The sequence below is a fragment of the Streptomyces sp. NPDC004435 genome (assembly GCF_042873895.1).
Classification (GTDB): Bacteria; Actinomycetota; Actinomycetes; order Streptomycetales; family Streptomycetaceae; genus Streptomyces.
In genome coordinates, this window is record NZ_JBIAMB010000004.1 from 261,202 (window position 1) to 275,930 (window position 14,729).

A 14,729-nucleotide genomic window follows, 5' to 3' on the forward strand; every position below is an offset into this window, starting at 1 on the left:
CACGAACCTAGGGAGCGCTACTCTCCGTCGGGAAGCAGGCACCTGGAAGTGCGTACCGCACCCGAGGGAGAGCGCCCATGCCCACCCGCACCGCCGCCGAGCAGCGCGCCGAGGCGCGCCGCGCCTACGACGCGTACCTCGCCGACTGCCCCGCCCGGCAGCTCCTCGACCGGCTCTCCGACAAGTGGGTCACCCTGGTCCTGAACGCCCTGGCGGACGGCCCCCGCCGCTACGCCGAACTGAGCCGCAAGGTCGCCGGCGTCAGCCAGAAGATGCTCACGCAGACCCTGCGGGGGCTGGAGCGCGACGGCCTCGTGACCCGCACCGTGACCCCCTGCGTCCCCGTCCGGGTCGACTACGCGCTGACCCCGCTGGGCGCGTCCCTGCTGCCGGTGGTGGCGGCGGTGAAGGCGTGGGCGGACGGGCACATGGGGGAGGTGGCGGCGGCGCGGGCCGCGTACGACGCGTTTTGACCCGCCGCGGGGGGCCCGGGTAGTCTTCAGGTTTGTTATGCGTATAGGCCGCGTCGTTCTCACGCGAGGGGCCCTTACGCAGGTTCCCTGGAGCAGTTACCAGTGGCTCGCATACGGGCATCGCGTCCCGGCAGTGCAGGCCCCAGCTGCATGATCGCTTCAGGTGTGTCTGGACTCCATCCACTGAAGAAGCGAAGGCTACGAAGTGCGTACGTACAGCCCCAAGCCCGGCGATGTCACTCGCCAGTGGCACATCATCGACGCGCAGGACATCGTCCTGGGCCGTCTGGCGACCACGGCTGCGAACCTCCTGCGAGGCAAGCACAAGCCGGTCTACGCCCCCCACATGGACATGGGCGACTTCGTCATCATCATCAACGCCGACAAGGTTCACCTGTCCGGCAACAAGAAGACCCAGAAGATGGCCTACCGCCACTCTGGCTACCCGGGTGGTCTGCGCTCCGTCCGCTACGACGAGCTGATGGACAAGAACCCCGAGAAGGCCGTCGAGAAGGCCATCAAGGGCATGATCCCCAAGAACACCCTGGGCCGTCAGATGCTCTCGAAGCTGAAGGTCTACGCGGGCGAGAACCACCCGCACGCTGCCCAGCAGCCGGTCCCGTTCGAGATCACCCAGGTCGCGCAGTAGTTCCGGCCACACCCCCTAAGAACGAAAGAAATCTGAGGAGCATCGTGGCCGAGACCACCCCTGAGACCCCCGTCGACGAGTTCGAGGGCGTCGAGGAGTACACCACCGAGACCGAGGTCGTGGAGGGTGACTACACCTCCGAGTCCCTGGCCTCCCGCTTCGGCGACCCGCAGCCGGCCGCCGGCCTGGGCCGTCGCAAGAACGCCATCGCCCGCGTCCGGATCGTCCCGGGCACCGGCAAGTGGAAGATCAACGGTCGCACCCTTGAGGACTACTTCCCCAACAAGGTGCACCAGCAGGAAGTCAACGAGCCCTTCAAGGTGCTCGAGCTCGACAACCGCTACGACGTCATCGCCCGCATCGCGGGTGGCGGTGTCTCCGGCCAGGCCGGCGCCCTGCGTCTCGGTGTCGCCCGCGCCCTGAACGAGGCCGACGTCGAGAACAACCGCCCGGCGCTGAAGAAGGCCGGCTTCCTCTCCCGTGACGACCGTGCGGTCGAGCGGAAGAAGGCCGGTCTCAAGAAGGCCCGTAAGGCTCCGCAGTACAGCAAGCGTTAATCGCCTGCCAGCACTGCTTGTACGTACGCCCCGGCGCACTGCGCGTGCCGTCGGGGCGTACGTTTTTTCTTAACCTTTTTCATCCCTGGACTTTTTCCACCTTTGGGCACGCATTTTCGGAGGACAGCTGTGGGACGACTCTTCGGCACCGACGGCGTACGCGGCGTCGCCAACGCCGACCTGACGGCGGAGCTCGCGCTCGGCCTGTCGGTCGCGGCGGCGCACGTGCTCGCCGAGGCGGGGACCTTCGAGGGCCATCGGCCGACGGCCGTGGTCGGCCGTGACCCCCGCGCGTCCGGAGAGTTCCTGGAGGCGGCCGTCGTCGCCGGCCTCGCCAGCGCCGGTGTCGACGTCCTGCGCGTCGGCGTCCTGCCGACCCCGGCCGTCGCGCACCTCACCGGTGTCCTCGGCGCCGACCTCGGCGTGATGCTCTCCGCCAGCCACAACGCCATGCCCGACAACGGCATCAAGTTCTTCGCCCGCGGCGGCCACAAGCTGGCCGACGACCTGGAGGACAAGATCGAGGCCGTCTACGAGGAGCACCGCACCGGCGCTCCCTGGGACCGCCCGACCGGTGCCGGCGTCGGCCGCGTCCGCGACTACGACGAGGGCTTCGAGACCTACGTCTCCCACCTCCTCACCGTGCTGCCCAACCGCCTCGACGGCCTGAAGATCGTCCTCGACGAGGCCCACGGCGCCGCCGCCCGCGTCTCCCCCGAGGCGTTCACCCGCGCCGGCGCCCAGGTCGTCACCATCGGCGCCGCCCCCGACGGCCTCAACATCAACGACGGCTGCGGCTCCACCCACCTGGAGCTGCTCAAGGCCGCCGTGATCGAGCACGGCGCCGACTTCGGCGTCGCCCACGACGGCGACGCCGACCGCTGCCTCGCCGTCGACCACACCGGCGAGGAGGTGGACGGCGACCAGATCCTCGCCGTGCTCTCCCTCGCCATGCGCGAGGCCGGCACGCTGCGCGGCGAGACCGTCGTCGCCACCGTCATGTCCAACCTGGGCTTCAAGCTCGCCATGGAGCGCGAGGGCCTCACCCTCGTCCAGACCGCGGTCGGCGACCGCTACGTCCTGGAGTCCATGAAGGAGCACGGCTACGCCCTCGGCGGCGAGCAGTCCGGGCACGTCATCGTGCTCGACCACGCCACCACCGGCGACGGCACCCTCACCGGCCTCATGCTGGCCGCCCGGGTCGCCGCCACCGGCAAGTCCCTCGCCGAGCTGGCCTCCGTGATGGAGCGGCTGCCGCAGATCCTCATCAACGTCAAGGACGTCGACAAGTCCCGCGTCACCACGTCCGGTGAACTCGCCGCCGCCGTCGCCGACGCCGAGCGCGAACTGGGCACCACCGGCCGCGTGCTGCTCCGCTCCTCCGGCACCGAGCCGCTGGTCCGCGTGATGGTCGAGGCCGCCGACATCGAGCAGGCCCGCTCGGTCGCGCAGCGCCTCGCCGACGTCGTGAAGTCCGCGCTGGGCTAGCCGCCCCCATCGGTACGGGAAGGGGCCCCGCGCACTCCGGTGCGCGGGGCCCCTTCCCGTACGGACCGGCTCAGCCCCTGCGCAGCCGGCGCCGCAGCTTGCCGCGCTGGGTCTGCCACAGCTTCTTCTGGAGGGCGAGCGTCGCGGTGCCCGACACCATGAGCGCCGCCAGGTTGAGGAGCAGCTGCTCGATCGACCCCCACGTCTGGCCGACCTCGCCGTAGCTGAGCGCCACCGCCGCGTTCGCGGCGGCCGGCACCGTCGTCACCGAGATCGCCACGCCCACCAGGGCGCCGGACTTGGACGAGGTCAGCGACAGCGTGCCGGCCGCGCCCGCCAGCAGCGCCACCACCAGCGAGAACGGGTCGGGCTGCCAGATGAAGCCGGTCTGCGGCCGCTCCCCGTCCAGCATCTCCCGGCTGAACAGGTCCAGCCGGTCCATGAGCAGGCTGAACAAGGTCGTCACCGCGATCGCCGCCACGAAGCCGATCAGCAGCGCGATCAGCGCGCGGGCGGCCAGCCGCGGAGCCCGCTGCACGATCGCCGTGCACACCCCGGCGATCGGGCCGAACTCCGGGCCCACCGCCATCGCGCCCACGATGAGGATCGCGTTGTCCAGGACGACACCGCAGGCGGCGATCATCGTCGCGAGCAGCATGAACGACAGGTACGTGACGGAGAGCGTCGACTCCTCGTGGGTGGCCTCCGCCAGCTGCTCCCAGATCACCGCGTCCGCGCCCTCGCCGGGAGCGTCGTCCTCGGCCGCGTCCGCCCGCTCCGACATCGACAGGTCGATGTTCTCGACCGCGATCGAACCGTCCTGATCCAGCTTCAGATCGCGCAGCCCGTGCAGGAGTTCGTCCCCCGCCTCGCGGGCCACGTCGCACATCACCACGTCGCCCGCGGGGTCCCGGGCCGCCCCCGGCAGCACCACCAGATGGGTGGTGCCCACCGTCGACCCGATCAGTTCCGTGACCGCGTCCGTGCGGTCCGGGGGCACGATCATCCGCAGATGCAACATCCCCCGAGCTTACGGAGGTCAGAGCTTGCGCAGGCTCAGGCGCTGCACCTTGTGGTCCGGGCCCTTGCGGACGACGAGCGTCGCCCGGCCGCGCGTCGGCGCCACGTTCTCCAGCAGGTTCACCCTGTTGACGGTCCGCCACATCGTGCGGGCGTAGTCCAGGGCCTCCTCCTCGGAGACCTGCGTCCACCGCCGGAAGTACGACGACGGGTCCTGGAACGCCGTCTCCCGCAGTTTGCGGAAGCGGTTGAGGTACCAGCCCTCGATGTCCTCCGGCCGCGCGTCCACGTACACCGAGAAGTCGAAGTAGTCCGCCAGGCCCACCCGGGTCCGCCCGTCCTTGCCGGGCAGCGCCGGCTGGAGCACGTTGAGGCCCTCGACGATCAGGATGTCGGGGCGCCGCACCACCAGCTGCTCGCCGGGCACCCGGTCGTAGATGAGGTGCGAGTAGACCGGGGCGGTGACCTCGTCCTTGCCGGCCTTCACGTCGGCGACGAACTTGGTCAGCGCCCGCCGGTCGTACGACTCGGGGAAGCCCTTCCGGGACATCAGCCCGCGCGCCTTCAGCTCCTCCATCGGATAGAGGAAGCCGTCGGTGGTGATCCGCTCCACCCGCGGGTGCTCCGGCCAGCGGGCGAGCAGCGCCTGGAGGAGCCGGGCCACCGTCGACTTGCCCACCGCGACCGAGCCGGCCACCCCTATGACGAAGGGCGTGCCGCGCTGCTCGGCCCTCTCCCCGAGGAAGGTGTTCAGCGCCCCCCGCAGCCCGCTGGTGGCCTGCACGTACAGGTTGAGCAGCCGGGAGAGGGGCAGGTAGACGTCCCGGACCTCGTCGAGGTCGATGACGTCCCCGAGGCCCTGGAGCCGCTCGACCTCGTCGGCGGTGAGGGGGAGCGGGGTCTTGTCGCGCAGGGCGCTCCACTCGGCGCGGGTGAGGTCGACGTACGGCGTCGGCTCGGCGGCCCTGCGGGGCCCGCCGTTCCCGGCACCGTTGCCGTTGGCGCTTCGTGGCGGCGAAGTGATCACCCCGCCATTGTCCCGGCTTCCCGCGCGCCGTGGGCCGTGGGGTGGGTCACGTGCCGCGTGGTTGACGGCGGCGGCCCCGACTCCGTGCGGGGTCCGGGACGGGCGCCCGGTTCGGCCGTAGGCTGCCGCCATGTGCGGAATCGTGGGATACGTCGGCGGGCAGTCGGCGCTTGATGTGGTCGTCGCGGGGCTGAAGCGGCTGGAGTACCGGGGGTACGACTCGGCCGGGGTCGCCGTGCTCGCGGACGGCGGGCTCGCCGCCGCGAAGAAGGCGGGCAAGCTCGTCAATCTGGAGAAGGAGCTCGTCGAACGGCCGCTGGCCGGCGGCTCCGTCGGCATCGGGCACACCCGGTGGGCCACCCACGGCGGCCCCACCGACGCCAACGCCCATCCGCACCTCGACAACGCGGGCCGGGTCGCCGTCGTCCACAACGGGATCATCGAGAACTTCGCCGCCCTGCGCGAGGAGCTCACCGGGCGCGGCCACACCCTGCTCTCCGAGACCGACACCGAGGTCGTCGCCCATCTGCTGGCGGAGGAGTTCTCCTCGGTGGGCGACCTCGCCGAGTCCATGCGGCTGGTCTGCCGCCGGCTCGACGGGGCCTTCACCCTGGTCGCCGTCCACGCCGACCAGCCGGACGTCGTCGTCGGCGCCCGCCGCAACTCGCCGCTCGTCGTCGGCGTCGGCGAGGGGGAGAACTTCCTCGCCTCCGACGTCTCGGCCTTCATCGCCCACACCCGGTCCGCGATCGAGCTGGGCCAGGACCAGGTCGTCGAGCTCACCCGGGACGGCGTCACCGTCACCGACTTCGACGGCGCGCCCGCCGAGGTGCGCGCCTTCCACGTCGACTGGGACGCCTCCGCCGCCGAGAAGGGCGGCTACGACCACTTCATGCTCAAGGAGATCGCCGAGCAGCCGAAGGCGGTCGCCGACACCCTCCTCGGCCGGATCGACGCCTCCGGGCGGCTCACCCTCGACGAGGTGCGGATCCCCGACGCGGTGCTCCGCGAGGCGGACAAGATCGTCATCGTCGCCTGCGGCACCGCCTTCCATGCCGGGCTCATCGCCAAGTACGCCATCGAGCACTGGACCCGGATCCCGTGCGAGGTGGAGCTGGCCAGCGAGTTCCGCTACCGCGACCCGATCCTGGGGCAGCGGACGCTGGTGATCGCGATCTCGCAGTCCGGCGAGACCATGGACACGCTGATGGCGCTCCGGCACGCCCGCGAGCAGGGCGCCAAGGTCCTCGCCGTCTGCAACACCAACGGCTCCACCATCCCGCGCGAGTCCGACGCCGTGCTCTACACGCACGCCGGGCCCGAGGTCGCGGTCGCGTCCACGAAGGCCTTCCTCACCCAGCTCGTCGCCTGCTACCTGCTCGCCCTCTACCTGGGCCAGGTGCGCGGCACCAAGTGGGGCGACGAGATCCGGGCCGTCGTCCGCGAGCTCGCCAGGATCGGCGAGGAGGTCGAGCGGGTGCTGGAGACGATGGAGCCGGTACGGGCCCTCGCCCGCTCCCTCGCGCACAAGGACACGATCCTCTTCCTCGGCCGGCACGTCGGCTACCCGGTCGCCCTGGAGGGCGCGCTGAAGCTGAAGGAGCTGGCGTACATGCACGCCGAGGGCTTCGCGGCCGGCGAGCTGAAGCACGGGCCGATCGCCCTGATCGAGGAGGACCTGCCGGTCGTCGTCGTGGTGCCCTCGCCGAAGGGCCGCTCGGTCCTCCACGACAAGATCGTCTCCAACATCCAGGAGATCCGGGCCCGTGGCGCCCGGACGATCGTGATCGCGGAGGAGGGCGACGAGGCCGTCGTCCCCTTCGCCGACCACCTCGTCCGGATCCCCGCCACGCCCACGCTGCTCCAGCCGCTCGTCTCGACGGTGCCGCTCCAGGTCTTCGCCTGCGAGCTGGCCACCGCGCGGGGCAACGAGGTGGACCAGCCGCGCAACCTGGCCAAGTCCGTGACGGTGGAGTGAGTGAAGAGATGATCATCGGGGTGGGGATCGACGTGGCGGAGATCGACCGGTTCGCCGCGTCGCTGGAGCGGACGCCGGGGCTGCTCGACCGGCTCTTCGTCCGCGACGAGCTGATGCTGCCGAGCGGGGAGCGGCGCGGTCCCGCCTCCCTCGCGGCGCGCTTCGCGGCCAAGGAGGCGCTGGCGAAGGCGCTCGGGGCGCCGGGCAATCTGCTCTGGACGGACGCCGAGGTGTACGTCGAGTCCACCGGCAGGCCCCGGCTGCGGGTGCGGGGCACGGTGGCGGCCCGGGCGGCGGAGCTGGGCGTGGAGCACTGGCACCTGTCGCTGAGCCATGACGCCGGGGTCGCGTCGGCGGTGGTGATCGCCGAGGGGTGACGGGTGGACGGAGAGCGGGGCCCGGCCGCGGGGAGGCGGTACCGGGCCCCGTTCCGTGCCGCGCGCGGCTGCCAGGGCCGGCGGTGGTTGCGAGTGCCGCGCGCGGGGTCTCCGGGGTCTCTACAGAGCGGCTCCCTCCTCGGTGCGCTGCCGGCGCCGGGCCACGGCGACGGCGGTACCGCCGAGGGCCGCGAAGGCGCCGGCCGCGAGGGTGAGGGTGAGGGCGCGGCCGCCGGTGGAGGCGAGCGCCGAGCCGCCGGCCGAGCCGGTGGCGACCGGGTCGGAGCCGGTCGCCTGGAGGGAGCCGCCGTCGCCCGAGGCGCCGCCCGAGGCGGTGCCTGAGCCGCCGCCCGAGCCGGAACCGGTGCCGGTGCCGGTGCTCGTGCCTGTGCCTGTCGTCGGGCCGGGGGCGGCGGTGCCGGTGCCCGTGTCGTCCGGATCCGGCTCAGTGGTCGCGGTCGCCGTCGTGGTCGGGGAGGCGGTTCCTGTGGGGGTGCCCGTCGGGGTGTCCGTCGGGGTCGGTTCCGGGGTGCCGGTCGGGGTGGGGGAGGCGGTGCCGGTGGGCTCCCCGGTGGGTTCGCCCGTGGGCTCGCCGGTCGGTTCGCCGGTGGGCGTGGGGGTCGGCTCGCCCGTGGGTGTAGGGGTCGGTTCCGGGGTCCTCCGGGTCGTCTGGGTGACCGCCCCGCCCGCCACCGTGTAGACCGTGTGGTCCTCGGGGTCCAGGGCGAGGGCCGCCGGGCGTTCGCCGGTCGCGATCGTCTCGGTGACCTCGCCCTTCGCCGGGTCGACGACGGCCACCGACGAGCTGCCGGTCTGCGCCGCGTAGAGAGTGGCGGTGCCGGGGTCGTACGCGAGCGCCTTCGGGTTGCCGGGGACCGGGAGCGTGCCGGTGACCGACTCGGCGGCGAGGTCCACGACCGAGACCGTGCCGGCGGCCAGGTTGGCCACGTAGCCGGTGCGGGTGGTCGGGTCGACGGTGACGCCCATGGAGCCGAGGGCGGTGGAGCCGAGGCTGACGCTGCCGGTGAGGCGGCCGGTGGCGCCGTCGACCGCGTTGAGCACGTTCCTGTAGACGACCGAGCCGTTCTCGACGGCGCCGCCGACATAGGTGGCGTACCCGGTGTGCCGGGTGGTGTCCACGGCGAGTCCGGCCGGGTGGAAGGGCAGGACGACGGGGTCGCCGACGGGCGCGCCGGTGGCCGTGTCGTACACGGTCACCGATTTCGCGGCCTGGTTGCCGACGTACAGCCGCCCCTGGCCCGGGTCGGCGGCGAGGAGGGTGACGCTGCCGGTGACCGGGATCCGGTCGTCGGTGAGGGTGCGGGTCGCCGGGTCGAAGACGGCGATCCGGGTGGAGAGGCCGAGGTGGAGCGTGCCGCCCGCGCCGAGCGCGAGCACGGTCGCCGGGGCGGGCAGCGGCACCGGGTCGCCGACGGCGGCGCCGGTCGCCGTGTCGTACACGGTGAGGTGGTGGGAGCCGCCGTCGCTGCTGCTGACGTAGAGCCGGTCGGCGGCAGGGTCGACCTCGGCGTCCAGGGCGGCCCCGGCGGGCGGCGTGATCGTGCGGAGCGTCTCGTGGTGCGGTCCGGCCGGGCCGGGGGCCGCCGCCCCGCCCGCGAGGGCGAGCGCGGCGGCGGCCGTCAGAAGGGCTGTTCTCACGAGAAGGTCACCGGGACGTAGACGTCGTACTTGCGGTCGGAGCTGTCGAAGTGGTCGGCGCGGGTGACGATCGCGCAGGTCACGCCGCCCTGGCCGCAGGTGACGGTGGAGGAGAGCTGGGCCTTGACGTAGATCTGGACGGAGAAGGAGCCGAGGCCGCCGGACTCGGTGAACGGGGAGGAGTTGGACGGGGACATCCAGTACCAGTCGCTGTTCACCCAGTGGGAGGCGCCGGTGGTGCCGGTCTCGTCCTGGCCGCCGAGGCAGGGGGTGGGCTTGCTGTTCCAGGTGGAGGGATCGGCCGTGTTCACGCCCGCCGGTATGGCGCAGAGGCCGACGTAGACGCCCTGGTCGGGGTTGTAGCCGGAGCCGGTGACGGTGACGTTGGTGCCGGTGCCCGCGGCGGTGTTCGGGGCGGTCAGGGAGAGGGTGTAGCTGCGGGTGCCGTCGGTGACCGTGCGGCCGGCGGTGGCGGCCGAGGCGGAGGAGGCGAGCCCGAGGGTGAGGGCGCTCGCGGAGGCGAGGGCGAGGGCGGAGGTGAGGGCGGTGCGGGTGCGGGTACGCATGGCGAAGCCGGCCTTCCAGGGCAGGTTGGTTAGGTAAGGCAAACCTAAGTTGATCGTCGACGGGGCGTCAACCGTCGCTTTTCGGCCGCCTCTTGGGACCCTTTCTCGCCCGGCCCCTCCCCGGGAGCCTCGGGGGCCGCCCCGTCCGGCCCTTCCCGGCGGGCGGCCCGAGCCCCGTCCGGTCCTTCCCGGCGGGCGGCCCGCACCTGCGGCAGACTGCTGACCATGCGTACCGCTCACCACGTGGAGACCGTCCGGGCCGCCGAGACCGAGCTGATGGCCCGCCTGCCCCAAGGCGCGCTGATGCAGCGGGCCGCCGCCGGACTCGCCGCCGCCTGCTGCTCCCTGCTCGGCAAGGGCCGGGTGTACGGATCCCGGGTCGTCCTCCTCGTCGGCAGCGGCGACAACGGCGGCGACGCCCTCTACGCCGGCGCCCGGCTCGCCCGGCGCGGCGCCGGCGTCACCGCCGTGCTGCTCGGCGCCCGCGCCCACGGCGCCGGACTCGCCGCGCTCCGGGCGGCCGGCGGGCACGTCACCGAGGACCCGTACGAGGCGCTGGCCGCCGCCGACCTCGTCCTCGACGGCATCACCGGCATCGGCGGGCGCGGCGGACTGCGCCCCGAGGCCGTGCCCGTCGCCCGCGCCGCGCGCGGCTCCGACGCGGTCGTCGTCGCCGTCGACCTGCCCAGCGGCGTCGACGCCGACACCGGCGAGGTCGCGGGCGAGGCCCTGCGCGCCGACGCCACCGTCACCTTCGGCACGTACAAGCCGGGACTGCTCGTCGACCCCGCCCGGGAGTACGCCGGCGCGCTGCGGCTGGTGGACATCGGGCTCGCCGCCACCCTCCCCTCCGTGCCCGCCCTGGAGGCCCTCCAGCACGAGGACGTGGCCCGGCTGCTGCCGGCGCCCGGCGCGGAGAGCGACAAGTACCGGCGCGGCGTCCTCGGCGTCGTCGCCGGCTCCGCCCGCTACCCCGGCGCCGCCGTCCTCGCCGTCGCGGGCGCCCTGCGCGGTGGCGCCGGGGCCGTCCGGTACGTGGGCCCCGCCCGCGAGGCGGTGATCGCCGCCCACCCGGAGACGCTGGTGCACTCGGGCCCGCCGGACAAGGCCGGCCGCGTCCAGGCGTGGGTCGTCGGACCCGGCCTCGGCGACGGCCCCGGCACGGAGGTCGCCGTCGCGGAGGTCCTCGACTCCGACGTCCCCGTCCTCGTCGACGCGGACGGCCTGCGCGCCCTCGACCCCGACGCCGTGCGCGAGCGCGCCGCGCCCACCCTGCTCACCCCGCACGCCGGCGAGGCCGCCGCCCTGCTCGGCACCGACCGGGCGGCCGTGGAGGCCGGCCGGCTCGCCGCCGTCCGCGAGCTCGCCGTCCGCTACGGCGCCACCGTCCTCCTCAAGGGCTCGACCACCCTGGTCTGCGGCCCGGGCGGCACCGGCCCCGTGCGGGTCAACCCGACCGGCACCCCCTGGCTCGCCACCGCCGGCTCCGGCGACGTCCTCTCCGGACTGGCCGGCTCCCTCCTCGCCGGCGGACTCGGCCCCGTCGACGCCGCCTCCTGCGCCGCTTACCTGCACGGCCTCGCGGCCCGCCGCGCCGCCGACGGCACCGGCCCGATCACCGCGACCGAGGTCGCCGACACGCTCCGCGCCGCCTGGCGGGACGTCAGGGAACCCTGACCCGCCGCGCCTCCGGCCGGCCACGGCTCCCGGTGACGGGTGACCGGGTCGACAGCCGGGGCGCGCCGCCGGGACTCCGGCCACCTGAGAGACTGGGCGCGATGACTGAGACAGCACCGCCGCCCAGCCGAGCCCGCGCCGAGATCGACCTCGGGGCGCTGCGCGCCAACGTCCGCGCGCTGCGCGCCCGCGTCGCGCCCCACGTCCGGGTCATGGCCGTGGTCAAGGCCGACGCGTACGGACACGGCGCCGAGCGCTGTGCCCGCGCCGCCCTCGACGCGGGCGCCGCGTGGCTCGGCACGGCCACCCCGCAGGAGGCGCTGGCGCTGCGCGCCGCCGGGATCACCGACGTGCCCGTGCTGTGCTGGCTGTGGACCCCCGGCGATCCGTGGGACGCCGGCGTCGAGGCCGGTCTCGACATCGCGGTCAGCGGCCGGTGGGCCCTCGACGAGGTGACCGCCGCCGCCCGCCGCACCGGCGGCACGGCCCGTATCCAGCTCAAGGCCGACACCGGCCTCGGCCGCAACGGCTGCCAGCCCGCCGACTGGCCCGCGCTCGTCACCGAGGCGCTGAAGGCCGAGCAGGAGGGCCTGGTCAAGGTGACGGGGCTCTGGTCCCACTTCGCGTGCGCGGACGAACCGGGCCACCCCTCGATCACCGCCCAGCTCGACGTCTTCCGCTCGATGCTCGACTACGCCGAGAAGGCCGGCGTCGAGCCCGAGGTCCGGCACATCGCCAACTCGCCCGCCACGCTCACCCTGCCCGAGGCCCACTTCGACCTGGTCCGGCCCGGCATCGCGATGTACGGCGTCTCGCCCGCGCCCGAGCTGGGCACCTCCGCCGAGCTCGGCCTGCGCCCGGTGATGTCGCTGAAGGCGAGCGTCGCCCTGGTGAAGGAGGTCCCGGCCGGCCACGGCGTCTCCTACGGGCACCACTACGTCACCGGCGGCGAGACCACCCTCGGCCTGATCCCGGTGGGCTACGCCGACGGCGTCCCCCGGCACGCCTCCGGCCGCGGCCCCGTCCTGGTCGACGGCACGGTCCGCACGGTCGCCGGGCGGGTCGCCATGGACCAGTTCGTGGTGGACCTCGGCGGCGAACGGCCCGCGCCCGGCACCGAGGCCGTCCTCTTCGGCTCCGGCGAGCACGGCGAGCCGACGGCCCAGGACTGGGCGGAGGCCGCCGACACCATCGCGTACGAGATCGTCACCCGGATCGGCGCCCGCGTGCCGCGCGTCTACGTGGGGGAGTAGCCCGCCATGGGGGAGGGGACCGGGGGGAGCGGCTGGCGCCGCGCGGGGTTCGCCGGCGCGGCGATAGGCGTGCTGGCCGCCGGTGCGGCGGCCGGAGTCGCGATCGAACGCCTGACGGTGGGCCGCTCGGTGCGCCAGAAGGCCCGGCTCGCCCTGGACGCCACCGGCCCGTACGGCACCCTCCGCGGCACCGCGGGCCGCGCCCTCGCGGACGACGGCACCGCCCTCGCGTACGAGCTGGACGAGCTGGACGAGGTGGACGAGACCGGCGAGACCGGCGAGACCGCCGGCCCGGTCGTCACCGTCGTCTTCTGTCACGGCTTCTGCCTCGCCCAGGACTCCTGGCACTACCAGCGCGCCGCCCTCCGGGGCCGGGTGCGGACCGTCTTCTGGGACCAGCGCGGGCACGGCCGCTCCGCCCGCGGCGCCTCCCAGACGGGAGCCGACGGGGTGCCCGTCACCATCGACCGGCTCGGCCGCGACCTGCGGGCCGTCATCGACGCCGCCGCGCCCGAGGGACCGCTCGTCCTCGTCGGGCACTCGATGGGCGGCATGACGGTGATGGCGCTCGCGGAGCGGTACCCCGAGCTGATCCGGGACCGGGTGGTCGGCGTCGCCCTGGTCGGCACCTCCGCGGGCCGCCTGGAGGAGGTCTCGTACGGGCTGCCGCTCGCCGGCGTCAACGCGGTCCGCCGGGTCCTGCCGGGGGTGCTGCGGGCCCTCGGCTCCCAGGCGGAGCTGGTCGAGAAGGGCCGCCGGGCCACCGCCGACCTCTTCGCCGGGCTGGTGAAGAAGTACTCCTTCGCCTCCGAGGACGTCGACCCGGCCGTCGTCCGCTTCGCCGAGCGGATGATCGAGGCGACCCCCGTGGACGTGGTCGCCGAGTTCTATCCGGCCTTCGCCGCGCACGACAAGCGGCTCGCCCTCGCTGGCTTCCGCGACCTGCCGGTGCTGGCCCTCGCCGGGGACCAGGACCTCGTCACCCCCGCCTCGCACACCGAGGCCATCGCCGCCGAGCTGCCCGGCGCCGAGCTGGTCGTCGTCCCCGACGCCGGCCATCTGGTGATGCTGGAGCGCCCGGAGGCGGTCACCGGCGCGCTCCTCGCCCTCCTGGCCAGGGCCGGGGCCGTTCCGGCGGACTCGGGGGAGGGCCCCGGGAACGGATAGGTTGGCGGGTATGGAAGCAGCGCACCCGCCCGTCTCCGGCGCCACCCTCTCCGTCGACTCCCCCGAGCGGATGCAGGAGCTCGGCCGCCGGCTCGCGAAGATCCTCCGCCCCGGCGACCTCGTCATGCTCACCGGCGAGCTGGGCGCCGGGAAGACCACGATGACCCGCGGCCTCGGCGAGGGCCTGGGCGTGCGCGGCGCGGTCACCTCGCCGACCTTCGTCATCGCCCGCGTCCACCCGTCGCTCGTCGGCGGTCCCTCCCTGGTGCACGTCGACGCCTACCGGCTCGGCGGCGGTCTGGACGAGATGGAGGACCTGGACCTCGACGTCTCGCTGCCCGAGTCCGTGGTGGTCGTGGAGTGGGGCGACGGGAAGGTCGAGGAGCTGACCGACGACCGGCTGCACGTGCTCATCCACCGGGTCACCGGCGACACCGACGACGACCGGCGCACGGTCGTGCTGCGCGGGGTCGGCGGACGGTGGGCCGGTGAGGACCTCGCGGTGCTGTGACGGCCACGTAGGTTCCGACAGCATGTCGGGAAAATGTTGCGCCGCCGCTCGGTGCCGTGGTCACATGGATGCACGAGCTGGTTAGGTCTACCTAACCTACGGGAGGCATGCATGGCGACGCAGATGCCGGAGCGCGACGACCGCACCGCCGAGGAGCGCGTCTCGATGAGCGAGCTGCTGGCAGCCTGCGCCGCGGCCAGCGCCGTATCGACCCCGCCGGCGCGTGAGCACGCGCCCTCGGAGGACGAGCCGGAACGGGACCTGAGGGACGAGGCCGCGTAACCCTTACGGGGGTGGCGCGACGGGCGCCGGGGTGACCCTCCGGGG

The 14,729-nt window shown here is 73.8% G+C and carries 15 protein-coding genes; 11 read left to right on the forward strand and 4 right to left on the reverse strand.

All coding sequences use genetic code 11. From position 1 onward, the window contains the following. Window positions 1–77: 77 nt before the first annotated feature. The 4 genes from ACFYT9_RS09170 (at window position 78) to glmM (ending at window position 3,167) form a co-directional block, all read left to right on the forward strand. Window positions 78–473, forward strand: a complete 396-nt coding sequence (locus ACFYT9_RS09170) for a winged helix-turn-helix transcriptional regulator (RefSeq protein ID WP_389161932.1) — start codon at window positions 78–80, stop codon at window positions 471–473. A 205-nt stretch (window positions 474–678) separates the two neighbouring features. Further along, a complete protein-coding gene (rplM, locus tag ACFYT9_RS09175) occupies window positions 679–1,122 on the forward strand; it encodes a 50S ribosomal protein L13 (RefSeq protein WP_376605401.1) in 444 nt (147 codons plus the stop codon). A gap of 44 nt (window positions 1,123–1,166) precedes the next feature. Then, a complete protein-coding gene (gene rpsI / locus ACFYT9_RS09180) occupies window positions 1,167–1,679 on the forward strand; it encodes a 30S ribosomal protein S9 (RefSeq protein WP_030494273.1) in 513 nt (170 codons plus the stop codon). Window positions 1,680–1,808: 129 nt separating this feature from the next. After that, window positions 1,809–3,167, forward strand: a complete 1,359-nt coding sequence (glmM, locus tag ACFYT9_RS09185) for a phosphoglucosamine mutase (RefSeq protein ID WP_387271345.1) — start codon at window positions 1,809–1,811, stop codon at window positions 3,165–3,167. 70 nt (window positions 3,168–3,237) lie between these two features. Here the strand turns inward: glmM and ACFYT9_RS09190 are convergent, their stop codons facing one another. Together ACFYT9_RS09190 and coaA are read right to left on the reverse strand one after the other, a co-directional pair. After that, window positions 3,238–4,188: a DUF389 domain-containing protein gene (locus tag ACFYT9_RS09190; RefSeq protein ID WP_376604647.1), complete on the reverse strand. Its 951-nt coding sequence runs from the start codon at window positions 4,186–4,188 to the stop codon at window positions 3,238–3,240. A gap of 18 nt (window positions 4,189–4,206) precedes the next feature. Next, window positions 4,207–5,214 (reverse strand): type I pantothenate kinase, encoded by a 1,008-nt coding sequence (coaA, locus tag ACFYT9_RS09195; protein WP_376604645.1) that lies wholly within the window; start codon window positions 5,212–5,214, stop codon window positions 4,207–4,209. A 130-nt stretch (window positions 5,215–5,344) separates the two neighbouring features. Here coaA and glmS point away from each other — a divergent pair, with 130 nt between their 5' ends. Together glmS and ACFYT9_RS09205 are read left to right on the forward strand one after the other, a co-directional pair. Continuing rightward, a complete protein-coding gene (gene glmS, locus ACFYT9_RS09200) occupies window positions 5,345–7,192 on the forward strand; it encodes a glutamine--fructose-6-phosphate transaminase (isomerizing) (RefSeq protein ID WP_376604643.1) in 1,848 nt (615 codons plus the stop codon). An 8-nt stretch (window positions 7,193–7,200) separates the two neighbouring features. After that, window positions 7,201–7,569, forward strand: coding sequence for a holo-ACP synthase (locus ACFYT9_RS09205; protein ID WP_387271340.1), 369 nt, complete (start codon window positions 7,201–7,203; stop codon window positions 7,567–7,569). A gap of 120 nt (window positions 7,570–7,689) precedes the next feature. Here ACFYT9_RS09205 and ACFYT9_RS09210 read toward each other — a convergent pair whose 3' ends face one another. Continuing rightward, window positions 7,690–9,228, reverse strand: coding sequence for a hypothetical protein (locus ACFYT9_RS09210; RefSeq protein WP_389161935.1), 1,539 nt, complete (start codon window positions 9,226–9,228; stop codon window positions 7,690–7,692). After that, complete coding sequence (locus ACFYT9_RS09215) at window positions 9,225–9,794, reverse strand: hypothetical protein (RefSeq protein WP_389162112.1); 570 nt, start codon at window positions 9,792–9,794, stop codon at window positions 9,225–9,227. The genes ACFYT9_RS09210 and ACFYT9_RS09215 overlap by 4 nt, the downstream gene beginning before the upstream one ends. A gap of 225 nt (window positions 9,795–10,019) precedes the next feature. On the opposite strand from ACFYT9_RS09215, the gene ACFYT9_RS09220 reads away from it, so the two are divergent. The 5 genes from ACFYT9_RS09220 (at window position 10,020) to ACFYT9_RS09240 (ending at window position 14,684) form a co-directional block, all read left to right on the forward strand. Next, window positions 10,020–11,471 (forward strand): NAD(P)H-hydrate dehydratase, encoded by a 1,452-nt coding sequence (locus ACFYT9_RS09220; protein ID WP_389161937.1) that lies wholly within the window; start codon window positions 10,020–10,022, stop codon window positions 11,469–11,471. A 101-nt stretch (window positions 11,472–11,572) separates the two neighbouring features. Beyond that, window positions 11,573–12,724, forward strand: coding sequence for an alanine racemase (gene alr / locus ACFYT9_RS09225; RefSeq protein ID WP_389161939.1), 1,152 nt, complete (start codon window positions 11,573–11,575; stop codon window positions 12,722–12,724). A gap of 6 nt (window positions 12,725–12,730) precedes the next feature. Next, window positions 12,731–13,891, forward strand: a complete 1,161-nt coding sequence (locus ACFYT9_RS09230) for an alpha/beta fold hydrolase (RefSeq protein WP_389161940.1) — start codon at window positions 12,731–12,733, stop codon at window positions 13,889–13,891. Between the two features lie 10 nt (window positions 13,892–13,901). Beyond that, window positions 13,902–14,402 carry a tRNA (adenosine(37)-N6)-threonylcarbamoyltransferase complex ATPase subunit type 1 TsaE gene (tsaE, locus tag ACFYT9_RS09235; RefSeq protein ID WP_387271329.1) on the forward strand — a complete coding sequence of 167 codons (501 nt, stop codon included), beginning with the start codon at window positions 13,902–13,904 and terminating at the stop codon, window positions 14,400–14,402. 111 nt (window positions 14,403–14,513) lie between these two features. Then, window positions 14,514–14,684, forward strand: a complete 171-nt coding sequence (locus ACFYT9_RS09240) for a hypothetical protein (protein ID WP_376599681.1) — start codon at window positions 14,514–14,516, stop codon at window positions 14,682–14,684. Window positions 14,685–14,729 lie beyond the last annotated feature (45 nt).